The 14,005-nt window shown below is 71.0% G+C and carries 17 protein-coding genes; 6 read left to right on the top strand and 11 right to left on the bottom strand.

The features are described 5' to 3' along the window. Nucleotides 1–73: 73 nt before the first annotated feature. Nucleotides 74–775: a DUF3159 domain-containing protein gene (locus tag ABD798_RS28450; RefSeq protein WP_425549280.1), complete on the bottom strand. Its 702-nt coding sequence runs from the start codon at nucleotides 773–775 to the stop codon at nucleotides 74–76. Beyond that, nucleotides 768–1,148 carry an OB-fold nucleic acid binding domain-containing protein gene (locus ABD798_RS28455; protein WP_086827408.1) on the bottom strand — a complete coding sequence of 127 codons (381 nt, stop codon included), beginning with the start codon at nucleotides 1,146–1,148 and terminating at the stop codon, nucleotides 768–770. The genes ABD798_RS28450 and ABD798_RS28455 overlap by 8 nt, the downstream gene beginning before the upstream one ends. 103 nt (nucleotides 1,149–1,251) lie before the next feature. On the opposite strand from ABD798_RS28455, the gene ABD798_RS28460 reads away from it, so the two are divergent. Continuing rightward, nucleotides 1,252–1,965, top strand: coding sequence for a serine aminopeptidase domain-containing protein (locus ABD798_RS28460; protein WP_344881331.1), 714 nt, complete (start codon nucleotides 1,252–1,254; stop codon nucleotides 1,963–1,965). A 9-nt stretch (nucleotides 1,966–1,974) separates the two neighbouring features. On the opposite strand, the gene ABD798_RS28465 is transcribed toward ABD798_RS28460, so the two are convergent. Further along, nucleotides 1,975–2,604 carry a DUF3710 domain-containing protein gene (locus ABD798_RS28465; RefSeq protein ID WP_344881334.1) on the bottom strand — a complete coding sequence of 210 codons (630 nt, stop codon included), beginning with the start codon at nucleotides 2,602–2,604 and terminating at the stop codon, nucleotides 1,975–1,977. 7 nt (nucleotides 2,605–2,611) lie between these two features. Continuing rightward, nucleotides 2,612–3,091 carry a dUTP diphosphatase gene (dut, locus tag ABD798_RS28470; protein WP_344881337.1) on the bottom strand — a complete coding sequence of 160 codons (480 nt, stop codon included), beginning with the start codon at nucleotides 3,089–3,091 and terminating at the stop codon, nucleotides 2,612–2,614. A 72-nt stretch (nucleotides 3,092–3,163) separates the two neighbouring features. Here dut and ABD798_RS28475 point away from each other — a divergent pair, with 72 nt between their 5' ends. Further along, the gene (locus ABD798_RS28475) at nucleotides 3,164–3,643 is read left to right on the top strand and encodes a DUF3093 domain-containing protein (protein ID WP_344883603.1); all 480 of its coding nucleotides are present in this window, start codon (nucleotides 3,164–3,166) and stop codon (nucleotides 3,641–3,643) included. A gap of 7 nt (nucleotides 3,644–3,650) precedes the next feature. Here ABD798_RS28475 and ABD798_RS28480 read toward each other — a convergent pair whose 3' ends face one another. Next, nucleotides 3,651–3,959 (bottom strand): DUF4193 domain-containing protein, encoded by a 309-nt coding sequence (locus ABD798_RS28480; RefSeq protein WP_086827374.1) that lies wholly within the window; start codon nucleotides 3,957–3,959, stop codon nucleotides 3,651–3,653. Nucleotides 3,960–4,397: 438 nt separating this feature from the next. Between ABD798_RS28480 and cei the strand changes: the two genes are divergently transcribed. Continuing rightward, entirely contained in the window at nucleotides 4,398–5,078 is a 681-nt protein-coding gene (gene cei / locus ABD798_RS28485) for an envelope integrity protein Cei (RefSeq protein ID WP_344881339.1), read from the top strand. A 99-nt stretch (nucleotides 5,079–5,177) separates the two neighbouring features. On the opposite strand, the gene ABD798_RS28490 is transcribed toward cei, so the two are convergent. Next, nucleotides 5,178–5,999, bottom strand: a complete 822-nt coding sequence (locus ABD798_RS28490) for an inositol monophosphatase family protein (protein ID WP_344881341.1) — start codon at nucleotides 5,997–5,999, stop codon at nucleotides 5,178–5,180. A 96-nt stretch (nucleotides 6,000–6,095) separates the two neighbouring features. Here ABD798_RS28490 and ppgK point away from each other — a divergent pair, with 96 nt between their 5' ends. Both ppgK and ABD798_RS28500 read left to right on the top strand, forming a co-directional pair. Beyond that, on the top strand, nucleotides 6,096–6,857 hold the full coding sequence (gene ppgK / locus ABD798_RS28495) for a polyphosphate--glucose phosphotransferase (RefSeq protein WP_344881343.1): 762 nt from the start codon (nucleotides 6,096–6,098) through the stop codon (nucleotides 6,855–6,857). Nucleotides 6,858–7,119: 262 nt separating this feature from the next. After that, on the top strand, nucleotides 7,120–8,484 hold the full coding sequence (locus ABD798_RS28500) for an RNA polymerase sigma factor (RefSeq protein ID WP_425549306.1): 1,365 nt from the start codon (nucleotides 7,120–7,122) through the stop codon (nucleotides 8,482–8,484). Between the two features lie 78 nt (nucleotides 8,485–8,562). On the opposite strand, the gene ABD798_RS28505 is transcribed toward ABD798_RS28500, so the two are convergent. Then, nucleotides 8,563–9,171, bottom strand: a complete 609-nt coding sequence (locus ABD798_RS28505) for a hypothetical protein (protein ID WP_344881347.1) — start codon at nucleotides 9,169–9,171, stop codon at nucleotides 8,563–8,565. A gap of 152 nt (nucleotides 9,172–9,323) precedes the next feature. Further along, the gene (locus tag ABD798_RS28510; RefSeq protein WP_344881349.1) at nucleotides 9,324–9,479 is read right to left on the bottom strand and encodes a hypothetical protein; all 156 of its coding nucleotides are present in this window, start codon (nucleotides 9,477–9,479) and stop codon (nucleotides 9,324–9,326) included. A gap of 512 nt (nucleotides 9,480–9,991) precedes the next feature. Here ABD798_RS28510 and ABD798_RS28515 point away from each other — a divergent pair. Next, nucleotides 9,992–10,171 (top strand): DUF7455 domain-containing protein, encoded by a 180-nt coding sequence (locus ABD798_RS28515; RefSeq protein ID WP_030430966.1) that lies wholly within the window; start codon nucleotides 9,992–9,994, stop codon nucleotides 10,169–10,171. 162 nt (nucleotides 10,172–10,333) lie between these two features. Here the strand turns inward: ABD798_RS28515 and ABD798_RS28520 are convergent, their stop codons facing one another. The 3 genes from ABD798_RS28520 to ABD798_RS28530 all read right to left on the bottom strand — a co-directional run bounded on the left by ABD798_RS28520 (nucleotide 10,334) and on the right by ABD798_RS28530 (nucleotide 13,979). Then, nucleotides 10,334–11,446, bottom strand: a complete 1,113-nt coding sequence (locus ABD798_RS28520) for an ROK family protein (RefSeq protein ID WP_344883606.1) — start codon at nucleotides 11,444–11,446, stop codon at nucleotides 10,334–10,336. Between the two features lie 102 nt (nucleotides 11,447–11,548). Then, nucleotides 11,549–13,012 carry a sugar ABC transporter permease gene (locus ABD798_RS28525; RefSeq protein WP_344881357.1) on the bottom strand — a complete coding sequence of 488 codons (1,464 nt, stop codon included), beginning with the start codon at nucleotides 13,010–13,012 and terminating at the stop codon, nucleotides 11,549–11,551. Nucleotides 13,013–13,205: 193 nt separating this feature from the next. Beyond that, nucleotides 13,206–13,979 (bottom strand): ATP-binding cassette domain-containing protein, encoded by a 774-nt coding sequence (locus ABD798_RS28530; protein ID WP_344881360.1) that lies wholly within the window; start codon nucleotides 13,977–13,979, stop codon nucleotides 13,206–13,208. Nucleotides 13,980–14,005: the final 26 nt, after the last annotated feature.

The raw sequence follows: 14,005 nt of genomic DNA on the forward strand, positions 1-14,005 counted from the left end.
GGGGGTCTTGAAGACGCCCCAACCCCGGCGTCGGCGGCCGGAATCCTCAGCTCGGCCACGCGCAGGGCAGGCCCTAGGCGGTGGCGGGGGTGGTGCTGGCGGGGGTGTTCTTCTCCAGCCTGCCGACGCGGCGCACGGCCCAGACGGTGACCAGGCCGACGAGGATCGTCAGCGGCCAGCCCATGGACAGCCTGGCCACGGTCAGCCAGCCGGTCTGGTTCGCGTCGTAGAGGTAGTTCTGCACCACGAAGCGGGCGCCGAAGACCAGGATCCAGGCCAGCGTGGCGACGTCGTAGGCCAGCCGCGCCGCCTTGTCCTCGCGCCAGGCGAAGCCGGTGTCGTTGAGCGTCGACCAGATCACGCCGACCAGTGGCCAGCGCACCAGCACCGACACCAGGAACACCCCGGCGTAGACCAGGCTCGCCCAGATGCCGAACAGGAAGAAGCCCTTGGCCTCGCCCGTCTGGTTGGCGATGAACACGCAGATGCCGACGCCGAGGAAGCCGGAGACGGCGGGCTGCAACGCCTCCTTGCGCACCAGCCGCCACACGGCGATCAGCGCGGCGACGCCGAGCGCGCCCCAGATCGCGGGCTGCAACCCGGCGAGGGAATTGATGGTGACGAAGGCGACGACCGGGATCGTCGAGGAGATCAGGCCGACCAGACCGCCCATCTGGTCCAGCAGGGTCGGATCGGAGCGCTTGGCGACCGCCTCCTGCTCGACCTTCTCGACCGGATCGGTGGTGGGCTCGGTGGCCTTGGGTTCTTCAGTCATGAGTTGTCTGCAGTTCGTAGTAAGGGTTGTAAAGGACCTTGCGCCCGTCCCGCACCGCGAGCCGGCCTCGTGCCTTTATCGTCCGCCCGGGCTCGATGCCCGGGATACGCCTGCGCCCGAGCCACACCAGCAGCACGCCGTCGGTGCCGTCGTAGAGCTCGGCCTCCAGCGTCGCCACCGCGTCCTTCGGACACAGCTCGACGCTGCGTAACCTGCCTACCACGGTGACCTCTTCACCGGAACGGCAGTCACACGCACGCCGGGCGCCCTGCGCCTCCGCTTTCCGCGAGAGGTCATCGGCGTCCAACTCAGCGACGTCGCTGGTCAGACGGCGGATGAGGCGGCGGAGATAGCCACCACCGTTGCCACCCATGCTGGTTGCTCCCGTGCGTAGGGACCCGTGGTGACGGGTCGTCAGATCCAGAGTAGCCATCCGCCGGTGCCGTCCAACCCCGACGAAGGCAGGATCATCTGTCATGGCGCTCACGCGGTCCGCATCGGGTCCTCGGGCGGTGCTGCTGCCGGGAGCGGGCTCGGACGACGAGTTCGTCCGCGCGGTCTTCGAGTGTCCGCTGCGCGCGCTCGGCATCACCCTCGTCGCACCAGGTCCGGGGCTTCCCGAGGACCTCGTTGCGGCACTGGCCGAGGCGGCTGAGGCGGGCCCGGTGCTCGCGGGAGGCGTCTCGCTGGGCGCCCACCTGGCGGCGGCGTGGGCGGCGGAGAACCCGAACAGGTGCACCGGCCTGCTCCTCGCGATGCCCGCGTGGACCGGCCTTTCGGAAGACCAACCCGCGGCCGTCGCGGCACGCTTCGGCGCGGCGTCCGTGCGCGAAGTGGGCCTGCCGGAAGCACTGGATCGAGCGTGCGCGGGCGTGCAGCCGTGGCTCGCCGCCGAACTGCGCCGTTCCTGGAGCCGCCACGGTGACGCGCTGCCCGAAGCTCTCGACGCCGCAGCCGAGACAGCGGCTCCGACGCTCGCGGACCTCTCAACGATCACCGTGCCCGCAGGCATCGCGGCGTGCTCCGACGATCCGCTGCACCCGTTGCCCGTTGCCGAAGCGTGGCACCGAGCCCTGCCGAGTTCGGCCCTGCACGCGATCCCCTTCAGCACGCTGGGCGCCGACCGGGAGTCGCTGGGCCGAGCGGCGGTGCTCGCCCTTCTCCGGGCGAGGGCGAGCGACCGCCGCTAGGGAAGCGAACTACTGCTGGGACTGGAGGTGCTGGGCGATGGCGTCGGGCAGCTCGACGGGGAGCGGCGTGCGCACCGGCATCGGCGACTGGCCGCGCACGACGACGGTCAGCCGCAGGATCTCGCGCAGCATGTCGGCGGCGTCCTCGGCGGCCTCGCGCGGACCCGCGGTCACGCCGCGCAGCATCCACCGAGGGCCGTTCACGCCGATGAAGCGCAGCGCGACGTCGTCGTTGGCGATCTCCGCGGAGACCTCGTCGCCCCAGACACCGCGCTCCTTGATGACCCGGTGGCCCTCGCCGCGCAGCTGGTCGGCCAGCTCCTTGGCGATCTCCCGCCACATGTCACCGGTGCGCGGCGCCGCGTAGGCGCTCACGGTCACCCTGCCGACCGGGGTCACCACGTGCACCGCGCGCAGCTCACCGTCGTCCTGCCCGACCTCGACCTGCAACTGCGAGCCGTCGGGGACCGGGACCCGCACCGAACCGAGGTCCAGTCGCGAGATCTCGTCCTGGGGCGCGTCGGCCTCGTCGAACGGACCGAGCGGCCCGTCCTCGTCCGCCTCGGTCTCGACGACCTGAGCTTCGACCCGGGCCTGCTCTTCCGCCTGCTTCCGCTCGCGGCGGCGCCTACCGAACATGATCTCCTCAGCTCTCCGTTGCCGTGTTCGCCGATTGAAGCACCGCGTGGCCTCCGGTGGAGCCGTATCCGCCCGCACCGCGCTCGGAGTCTGGCAGGGACCCCACTTCGCGGAACACCGCGTGTTCGACACGTTGAACCACGAGCTGGGCGATGCGGTCGCCCCTGCGCAGCACGATCGGCTCGCGCACGTCGTGGTTGATCAAGCACACCCGGATCTCGCCGCGGTAACCGGCGTCGATGGTCCCCGGCGTGTTCACCACGCTGAGCCCGGCACGGGCGGCGAGGCCGGAGCGCGGGTGCACGAACCCGGCGTAGCCGCTGGGCAGGGCCACCGCGATACCGGTGCCGACGACACCGCGTTCTCCGGGGGCGAGTACGAGGTCTTCGGTGGTGACGAGATCGACTCCGGCGTCGTCCGGTCGCGCGTAGCTCGGCAACGGGACGCCGGGATCGGTCCGGGTCAGGAGCACCTCAAGGCTGGACACGACCGGCGAGACTACCCTGGGGCCGTGAGCACCCGTGGGACCGAGACCGGCAGCGCGAGCGGCAGCGAGGACATCGCCGCGAAGAAGACGGGCGAGCCCCTGTTCGCCGAGCGCCTTTCGGTGCCGTGGTGGGGCTGGCCGCTGCCGCTGGCCGCCGCGGTGATCCTGGCCGCGGAGATCCACATGGGCCACCCCGGCGTCCGCTCGTGGCTGCCGTACCTGATCACCGTGCCGCTGGTGGTGTGGGTGCTGCTCTGGCTCGGCAGGGTGCGGGTGAGCGTGCGCGACGGCGAGCTGTGGGTGGGCGATGCCCACCTGCCGCTGGAGTTCGTCGGTGAGGTCACGACGTTGACGGCGACGGAGAAGCGGCCCGCGCTCGGGCGCGACCTCGACCCTGCCGCCTTCGTCGTGCACCGCGGATGGATCGGTCCCGTCGTGCTGCTGGAACTGACCGACGAGAACGATCCGACCCCGTACTGGCTGTTCAGCGCTCGCGACGCGGAGCGCCTCGCCGCCGTGCTGCGCGAGCACGGCGGCCGTGGGACTGGCTGATGCGCCTTTAAGCGCAGTCCCGGCAGATCAGCTGGCCGCCGCGTTCCTCGGACAGCCTGCTGCGGTGGTGCACGAGGAAGCAGCTCGCGCAGGTGAACTCGTCAGCCTGCTTGGGCACCACCTTCATGGTGAGCTCCTCGCCGGAGAGTCCGGAGAGGTCGGCACCGGGCAGCTCGAAGTTCTCGTCCGGCGCGTCGGTGTCGACATCGACCACCCCGGATTGAGTCTCGTTGCGCCGCGCCTTCAACTCCTCCAACGAGTCCTCGGCGAGGTCGTCAGTCTCACCACGGCGCGGAGCGTCGTAGTCGGTCGCCATTAGTCATTCACCCCTGCGGTCAACTGAGACTGTGTGTTCGTGCCGCTGGACAACGTCCCAGCGCACCAATTTGTGCCCGCCGTTTACGTGACGGCGGTCTCGTGAATCCGGTGTAGGAGGAACACCCGCGCGATTGCGGTCCGCGCGCGGTGTGCCAACGATGCCCCCGGAGCGCGCAGAGGGTAGCTCACCGACGCGGAGAACGCGCGACGGCTCACCCGGTTGTCACAACGGTGTGGCGTTGCGCACTCCGCCGTCGAAAACCGGTCCGCGGAACGTCTTGGCGGTGGAACGGGTTCACCGCGACACGCACGGGAACCGATGTGACCAGTGTCGGTGAAACGGCCTAGGCTGGATGGTGAGAGCAGTGTCCACACCGGAGAGAACATCCGTGGGGACCTACGTGGGGGAGGACGAGAGGTCTTGGCTGCCGCGAGTGTGAGGCAGATCATCGGTCCGGCGGGCTATCGCAAGCGCAAGCCCGTTCCCGCGTTGATCCTGTTGACGATCCTGGGCGTTCTCGCGGTGTCGGTGTGGGCGAAGGTCTTCAACACCAGCGCCGACGTCGAGGCGGCGGTGCGCTGCCCGGCCCCCGGCCCGGCGAAGCCCGGCGCGACCTCGGCCCCGGCCAAGCCCGGCCAGGCGCTGCCGCTGGACGCGCTGGACCGCACCGATCCGATCGCCCCCAACGACATGAAGGTCACCGTGCTCAACGGCAGCGGCAAGCGCGGGATGGCCAGCCAGGTCGCCGAGCGGCTCGCTGAGCTGGGCTTCAACAAGGGCGCCGAGCCCTCCGACGACCCCGTGTACGTCAACCAGGACCTGGACTGCAGGGGGCAGATCCGGTTCGGGCCCAACGGGGCCTCGGCCGCGCGCACGATGAGCTTCCTGCTGCCGTGCGCCCAGTTCGTCAGGGACGAGCGGCAGGACGGCGGCATCGACGTGGCGCTGGGCAAGAAGTTCACCAGCGTCGACCCGAGCAGCGAGGCGAAGCAGATCTTCGAGCAGCTCAAGATCTGGTCCGACCAGCAGCCGGAGAGCGGTGGCCAGCAGGCCGCGCCCGCCCCGCCGTCACTGGACTCGAACCTGGTGAAGGCCGCGCGCACGGCCTACTGCTAGCGCACGAGAGCACGTCCGAAAAGGCCCCCGCCCACCGCGGGGGCCTTTGTCGTCGCCGTTGACTGCCCGGCTCAGCGGAAAGGTCAGATCCTTACCGCGTCAGATCCTCACCGCACCCGCCCCGCGCAGGGCGTCGGCGAGGTCCTGGGCGATGCCGGGGGCCGCGGCGAGGGTGATGTCACCGCCGAGACCGTCCTCGGTGCCGTCGGGGAAGCGGACCAGGGCACCCGCCTCCTCCGCGATCAGCGAGCCGCCCGCCCAGTCCCAGTGGCCGAGGCCGTGCTCGTAGTAGGCGTCCAGCCAGCCCGCCGCGACCGCGCACAGGTCCAACGCGGCCGAACCGGTGCGGCGCAGGTCCCTGGTGTGCCTGGCGAGCGCGGCCGACACGTCGGCCTGGCGGGCCCTGCGCTCGGCCGCGTAGGCGTAGCCGGTGCCGACGAGGGACAGCTCCAGCCGGCTGGTCGCCGAGGCGCGCAGCGGCGCTCCGTCGAGGGTCGCTCCCCCGCCCCTCGCCGCGCTCCACACGCGGCCGCTCGCCGGTTCGACGACCGCGGCGGCCACCGACACCCCGTCGAGCTGCACCGCGATGGACACGGCGTACCAGGGCAAGCCGTAGAGGTAGTTCACGGTGCCGTCGATGGGGTCGACCACCCAGAGCAGCCGCCCGGAGCCGGGATCGGACCCGCCCTCCTCGCCGAGGATCGCCTCCCCGGGGCGCAGCGCGGCCAGCCGGTCGCGGATGAGCTGTTCGGAGGCCTTGTCGGCGGCGGTGACCACGTCGGTCTCGGTGCTCTTGGTGTCCACCTCGCCGAGGAAGCGGTCTTGGCCGCCGCGCAGGCGCTGGACCAGTTCGGCGGCCTCGGTGCCGATGGCGACGGCGGTGGTCCTGAGGAGTTCGAAGTCGGGGTTCACGACCTCCATCCGACCACAGGAGACCGAAGCAGTGCCCGGTTCGACCAGGGCATCCTCTATGGTCTGGCCACCACCCATCTGAATCGAACAGGAAGGGACCACGGGATGAGCGCCACGCGCGGGTTCGGGGTCGACATCGGCGGCTCCGGCATCAAGGGCTGTGTCGTGGATTTCGAAGCCGGCGTGCTCGACGGCGAACGCCTGCGGGTCCCGACCCCCCAGCCGTCCACCCCGGACGCGGTCGCGGACGTGGTCGCCGAGATCGTCGAGAAGTTCTCCTGGGACGGCCCGGTCGGCGTCACGCTGCCCTGCGTGATGAAGCGCGGGGTCGCGCTCTCCGCCGCCAACGTGGACAAGTCCTGGATCGGCACGGACGCCGCGGCCCTGTTCGCCGATCGCCTCGGCAGGCCGACGGAGGACGTCGTCGTCCTCAACGACGCCGACGCGGCCGGCCTCGCCGAGATGCGCTTCGGCGCGGGTGCGGGCAAGGACGGCGTCGTGGTGCTGCTGACCTTCGGCACCGGTATCGGCAGCGCGGTGTTCCTGGACGGCAAGCTGGTCCCCAACACCGAGTTCGGCCACCTGGAGGTCGACGGGCACGACGCGGAGAAGCGCGCGGCCGCCTCGGTCAAGGAGGACAAGGACCTCTCCTGGGAGCAGTGGGCCGCGCGGGTCAACCGCTACCTCCAGGTGCTGGAGGGCCTCGTCTGGCCGGACCTGATCATCGCGGGCGGCGGGGTGAGCAAGAAGGCGCACAAGTGGCTGCCGCTGCTGGAGGTCCGCACCCCGATCGTGCCCGCCACCCTGAAGAACGACGCGGGCATCGTCGGCGCCGCCGCGGCAGCCGCCGCCGGGCTGCGCCCCTGACGGGGGTGCCCCACGCCGTGACCGGGTTGTGTCACCGACGAATTGCGGCCGGTGACAGCCTGTTCTGCCTGCGCCGATGCGATCTTCGGCGGTCAAGGGTGGATCGGGACGCAACCCCGGTCCGGCTTCGTCGTTACAATGGAACAGTGCCCACGGGCGAGACCCGTCAGGCACGACCCCCAGAACGCCGGCGACCGAGCTTCGCGCCCTTGGTCTGCCGTTGAGCCATCTCCGCGAAAGGGCGTACGTGGCAGCCGCAGAAATCGCAACCCGACGCTCCAGCTCCGCCGCCGCTGGTGGCGCCAACTCGACCAGGAAGGCCACCGTGACTGCCGAGGGCGAGGAGGGGGCCGCCACGGCGACCGCGGCTGGTAAGACCGCGACGAAGCCGTCGACGGCCGCCTCGGGCAAGGGCACCGCCAAGAAGACCGCAGCCAAGGGCACCAAGACCGCGGCCGGCCCCAAGAAGGCCGCAGCGGCCAAGGGCGGCAAGAAGGCCGCGACCAAGGGCGACGGCGACGAGCCGGACATGGAAGGCAGCCCGGACGACGCCGACCTGACCGACGTCGAGGTCGACCTCACCGAGGACCTGGCCGCCGACGAGCCCGCCGAGGAAGCGCCGCCCGCCAAGGGCAGCGAGGACTTCGTCTGGGACGAGGAGGAGTCGGAGGCGCTGCGGCAGGCCCGCAAGGACGCCGAGCTGACCGCCTCCGCCGACTCGGTCCGCGCCTACCTCAAGCAGATCGGCAAGGTCGCCCTCCTCAACGCCGAGGAGGAGGTGGAGCTCGCCAAGCGCATCGAGGCCGGGCTGTACGCGGCCGAGCGGCTGCGCAAGGCCGAGGACGAGAACGAGAAGCTGGCCCCGCAGCTGCGCAGGGACCTGCGCTGGATCGTGCGCGACGGCGAGCGGGCCAAGAACCACCTGCTGGAGGCCAACCTCCGCCTGGTGGTCTCGCTGGCCAAGCGCTACACCGGTCGCGGCATGGCGTTCCTGGACCTGATCCAGGAGGGCAACCTCGGTCTGATCCGCGCGGTGGAGAAGTTCGACTACACCAAGGGTTACAAGTTCTCCACCTACGCGACGTGGTGGATCCGCCAGGCGATCACCCGCGCCATGGCCGACCAGGCCCGCACCATCCGCATCCCGGTGCACATGGTCGAGGTCATCAACAAGCTCGGCCGCATCCAGCGCGAGCTGCTCCAGGACCTGGGCCGCGAGCCCACGCCGGAGGAGCTGGCCAAGGAAATGGACATCACGCCCGAGAAGGTCCTGGAGATCCAGCAGTACGCGCGCGAGCCGATCTCGCTGGACCAGACCATCGGCGACGAGGGTGACTCGCAGCTCGGTGACTTCATCGAGGACTCCGAAGCGGTCGTCGCGGTCGACGCGGTGTCCTTCACGCTGCTGCAGGACCAGCTGCAGTCCGTGCTGGCGACGCTGTCCGAGCGCGAGGCGGGCGTGGTGCGGCTGCGTTTCGGCCTCACCGACGGCCAGCCGCGCACCCTCGACGAGATCGGCCAGGTCTACGGCGTGACGCGCGAGCGCATCCGGCAGATCGAGTCCAAGACCATGTCGAAGCTGCGCCACCCGTCCCGGTCGCAGGTGCTGCGCGACTACCTCGACTAGGTTTCGCCGGTTCTTCGACGAAGGCCCGTCCCGGAGTCCCGGGGCGGGCCTTCTCGTTGCGCGCGTTGGGGTTCGGGTTCAGGCCCGGACGCTCCACCGCCCGGTCGAGCGGATCTGGAGCAGCACGGGCCCGCGCAGGTCCACCGTGCCCGCGAACTCCCCGATCCGGTTCACCGCCAGGTCCACCCGCCCGGTGGCCAGTTCCACGGCGTGCACCACGAAGTTGCCGTCACCGGAGTGCGTCACCTCGGCCGCGCGCGCCGGGCGGGTCAGGAACACCACGTCGTCCCCGGCTCCCGCCGCGCGGTCGGCGCGCACCCCGGCGAGGTCCGTCCCGCCGACGGTCAGCGTCCACCGGCCGGTCGCGGTCACGGTCAGCGCCGTGGTCCGCTCACCGGCTCGCAGGTCGAACCACCGCTTGCCCTGGTAGGGGCCGATCTCGTTGAGCAGCAAGCCTTCCTGGCCGTCCGAGCGCAGCACCACGTTGCCGGTGCACTGTGGACAGTCCAGCTGCACGACGCCGACCCCGGGCTCCTTGGCGATGCCGACCTCGGCCGTCCCGTCGCCGTGGAAGACCGCGGGGGCACCCGGTCCGACCTCCAGGTGCGGCGGCTCGCCCCCGCGCACGGAGGAGCTGAGCAGGACGAGCGCGAGGGCGGCGAACCCGATCGCCAGGGGCTTGCGCACGGCGGCCTCCCTAGCTCGGGTCGATGCACCGATGGTGCGCCACCCCACGCGAAACCGCGCGCCGGAGTGACCGCAGGGTGACCCGATCGCTCCCGAACCTCCGTCCACTTCGGACAGAACTGGTCCAGCCCGGTTCGCTGTCCTCCGACGGGCTAGTCCTTGAACGATCCGTCGGCGCGGCGGCGGTGGTTGGCGAGGACGTGCCCACACTGTGGACAGTGCCTGCGCAGTCCGTGCTTGAGCACGTACAGCACCCCGAGCGTGACGACGTAGCAGAACACCGCGAAACACCACTTCACCAGACGCACCAGAGCTGCGTCGGTGCACGTGCGACAGTCCCGGCAGGCCACGGGCGACTCCCTTCCTCACCTCGACCGTGCCAGCGAGGGGCTCGTGTGAAATCGGGGTTCCCCCCTGGTCCTGTCCGGGCTACAACCAGGGAAACCACTGTGGACAGCGGGGCTGCGGCGTGGCAAAGATGGGGTGGTGAGCACGGGAGCGGGAGGGGGTGCGTCGTGTCGATCACGATTCGGCCACGCGCCTGCGCTGACCGTGAGCGCCACCGGGACCCGTGGTGGGCTTCCGGCGTCAAGTGGATCAATGAAAAGACGCGGTTCGGCCACGGGCCGTGTTGGGCTCTGCGACATCTGGGTAAATCAGGCGTGACAGGCGTCGCCGGCGGTACGGGAACACCGGAGACGTGCCGAACGTCTGTAAGAGTGGAGCTAGCGAGCACCGCGATCCCGCGAGGATCTCGGTGGTCGCAGCTGGATCAACGGGTACCGGAATCCCTCCGGTACCGGGACGAGGGGAGATCGCAATGCCTGGAACACTCACCCGCCCCGAGCTGACCGCTGCCGACCGCTGCGACCGCTGCGGGGCTGCTGCCCAAGTCCGCGCTGTTCTCGCCTCCGGCGGTGAACTGCTGTTCTGCGGGCACCACGCCCGCGAGCACGAGACGAAGCTGCGTGAGCTCGCCGCGCAGATCGTCCAAGGCTGACTCGGCTGACCGAGGAACTGCACACCTGACAGCCCACTACATCGGGCGGGGATCCGGACTCCGGATTCCCGCCCGTCGGCTTTTCCAGGACGGTTCAGCTCAGGGCGAACAGTCGCCGTCGGGGCGGTCGAACGGGCCGGGACACGCCCGGGGCGACAGCGTTCAGCTGACGGCGAACACGCGCTCGAAGGCGAGTTCGGCGGCGCCCACGAGGGCGGCGTCCCCGGCCAGCGCGGAGGTCGCCAGCCGCACCGATCCGGCGGCCCTGCCGACCAGGCTCCTGCGCCGCACCTCGGTGGTGACGGAGGAGACCACGGCGGGCGGCAGCACGGCCAGCAGCCCGCCCAGCACCACCAGCTCGGGCGCCAGCAGGTTCAGCACGTTGGTCAGCCCGAGGGTGAGCCACTCCGCGAACCCGGACAGCCGGTGCAGCGCCAGCTCCCCGTCAGCGGCCAGCGAGCGCAGCTCCGCGACGATCACCGGCCGGGGCGTGCCCGCCGCCAGGTTCAGCGCCCGGCACAGCGCGTCCTCGCCGATCTCGGTCTCCAGGCAGCCCCGGCAGCCGCAGTAGCACTGCCGACCGGTCGGGTTGACCACCATGTGGCCCAGTTCGCCGACGTAGCCGCCGCTGCCGCGCAGCGAGACCCCGCCGAGGATGACCCCGCCGCCGACACCCACGTCGGCGGAGAGGAAGACGACGTCCTGCGAGGTGCGGGCCACTCCCCTGGTGTGCTCGGCGAGCGCGCCCAGATCGGCGTCGTTGCCCACGTCCACCGGCAGGCCGAGCGCGTCGCCCAGCAGCGCGCCGAAGGGCACCCCGGTCCAGTGCAGGTTCGGGGCCTCGTGCACGAGCCCGTCGGAGCGGCGCACCACGCCGGGCACCGACACCCCGGCCCTGGTCGGCTCGCAGCCCAGCTCGTCGACCAGGTCCACGCGGGCGCGGGCGATCTCCTCGACCGCCTCCTCCGGGCTGCCCTGGCCCCGGCGCAGCGTCCAGCCGCGCACGCCCAGCAGTCGTCCGCCGACCCCGGCGAGCGCGACGGTGACCTGCTCGACACCGACGTCCACGGCGAGCACCGGGACCGCCTCGGCCTGCGGGAGCACCAGCAGCGAGGGGCGCCCGGCTCCGTGGCGGTGGGTCGGGACCTCCTCGGAGACCACGCCCACCGCGCTCAGCTCGTCCACCAGCGCCTTGATGGTGCTGCGGTTGAGGCCCAGCTCGGCGGCCAGCTCGGCGCGCGTGGCCGGACCGTCCAGGTGCAGCCTGCGCAGCAGGGCCGCGCGGTTGTGCCTGCGGACCTCGTCCGGCCTCGTTCCCGCTGTGGGTGTGACGGCCCCGCCCTCCTTCGTGTCGCTCGCCGGGTGGGACCGCCCGCGTCAGCGCACGCCGGCGGCTGCCGAGCGGCGGCGGGACAGCGCGTCCACGCTCGCGGCGAGCAGCAGCACCAGACCGGTGACGATCGAGACCACCGCGGCGGGCTCACCGAGCAGGCGCAGACCGTTCTCGATCGTCGCGATCACGGCACCGCCGACGATCGCGTCCCGCACCCGGCCCTTGCCGCCGAACAGCGAGGTGCCGCCGATGACCGCAGCGCCGACCGCGAACAGCAGCGTGTTGCCGCCACCCGCCTGGGGGTCCACCGATCCGACCTTAGAGGACAGGATGATCGCGCCGATGGCCGCCACAGTCGAACAGATCACGAACACGCTCATCCGGACCTTGGTGACGTCGATGCCCGCGCGCCGCGCCGCCTCGGCGTTGCCACCCACCGCGTACACGTGCCTGCCGTAGCGCGTGCGGTCGAGCACGAAGGAGCCCAGCACCAGCAGTCCGAGCACGATCGGCACCACGTACGGCATGCCCTGGATCACCACGGCCTCGTTGGGGCTGCGGTTGAGGTTCAGCGCGTAGGTGGCGACGGCGGCCAGCACGACGATCACGCCGACCTTGGCCCCGACGAGCACCGTGGGCTGGACGACGAGACCGCGCTTGAGCCTGCCGAAGTGCCTGCTCAGCACCACAGCCGCGTAGCCGCCCGCCGCGAGCAGGAAGAGCACCCAGCTGCCCAGCGGGGAGAGGTTGCCGTTGGCGACGTTGAACAGGACCTCGTCGTTGACCGCGAGCGTGCCGCCCTCGCCGATGTAGAGCAGCACGACGCCCTGCCAGGCCAGGAAGAGCGCGAGGGTCACGACGAAGGAGGGGATGCCGACCTTGGCGACGAGGAAGCCGGTGAGGCAGCCGATCGCGGTGCCGATGCACAGCGCCAGCAACATCTCCAGCCACGGGTTCGCGGGCAGGCCGATGAGCATGATCAGCAGGGCCAGCACCGGCGGGATCGCGGCGACGTAGAGCTTGGTCAGCACCGCCATGCCCGCGCTGAGCGCCATCGCGACCAGGGTCAGGTAGAAGACCCACGAGCCCATGCCGCCGAGCAGGTTGCCGTCGACCTTGAGGTGCAGCGCCCACACCGCCGCCGTGACACCGGAGGCGGTGCCCGCCGACAGGTCGATCTCGCCGAGCAGCAGGACGTAGACCAGGCCCATGCCGATCACCGTGATGCCAGCGCCCTGGGTCAGCAGGTTCGCGATGTTGCCCAGCGTCAGGAACTGCGGCGAGAGCACGGTGAACACGGTGAACAGCACGACGAGGCCGCCCAGCGCGGGCAGCGCGCCGAGCTGGCCGCCGGAGAGCCTGGCGAAGTAGTCGCCGATCGCCTGGCGGACCCCGCGCTGGGCGGTGTCGATGCCGAAGTCGGCGACTGCTGTCGTTCCAGTGCCTGTCGTTCCAGTACCGGTCGAACCCGGCGTGGCGCTCTTGGGCTCGGCGGGGGTCTCGGTCATCACGAAGTCCTTGCTGGGCGAGGTCGGCGGTGACGGCGGCGGTTCGTCGGTCTTCCAGTCCCACGAACCCCCGGGGAACCGGTGCTCGTGAACGCCGCGTTTGGTGCGTTGAGCGCACTGAACGGGTCGTTTGGTGCGCTCAACGCACTGAACGGGTCGTTCAGGGCTCAAGGGGGGCGGAGTGCGGCGGGGGCTAGACGGTGGCGGTTTCGGGGGCCGCGATGCCGAGGTCGCCGGAGCGGCCCGCGGTGATCAGCTCGACGACCTGGGCGCGCGAGGTCTGCGAGGTGGGGACCTCGGCGGCCATCCGGCCCAGGTAGAGCGCGGCCACGGTGTCGGCGACCTCGAACACGTCGTTCATGTTGTGGCTGATCAGCACCACGCCGAGGCCGTTGTCGGCGAGGCGGCGGACGAGGTCGAGCACCTGCCGTGTCTGCGCGACGCCGAGCGCGGCGGTGGGCTCGTCGAGCAGCACCACGCGGCTGTCCCAGAGCACGGCCTTGGCGATGGCCACGGTCTGGCGCTGGCCTCCGGAGAGCGAGGCGACCGAGGTGCGCACCGACTTCACCGTGCGCACGGACAGGTCGGCGAGCACCTTGCGGGCCGCCTCCTCCATTCCCGCGTCGTCCAGGGTGATGCCGTTCAACCGCTCCCGGCCGAGGAACATGTTGTCGACGATGTCGAGGTTGTCGCACAGCGCGAGGTCCTGGTAGACGACCTCGATGCCCAGCGCGGCGGCGTCGCGGGGGCTGCCGACGCTGACCGGCTCCCCGTCGAAGCGCAGCTCGCCGGAGTCGATCGGGTGGATGCCCGCGATGCACTTGACCAGTGTGGACTTGCCCGCGCCGTTGTCACCGACGAGTGCGGTGACCTCGCCGGGGCGGACGGTGAGGTCCACGTCGTGCAGCACGTGCACCGGGCCGAAGCTCTTGTTCACCCCGCGCAGCTCCAGGATGGGCTGACTCACGGGTCCTCCAAGGGTTCTGAGAAGGC

This window comes from Allokutzneria multivorans (genome assembly GCF_039537405.1).
Classification (GTDB): Bacteria; Actinomycetota; Actinomycetes; order Mycobacteriales; family Pseudonocardiaceae; genus Allokutzneria; species Allokutzneria multivorans.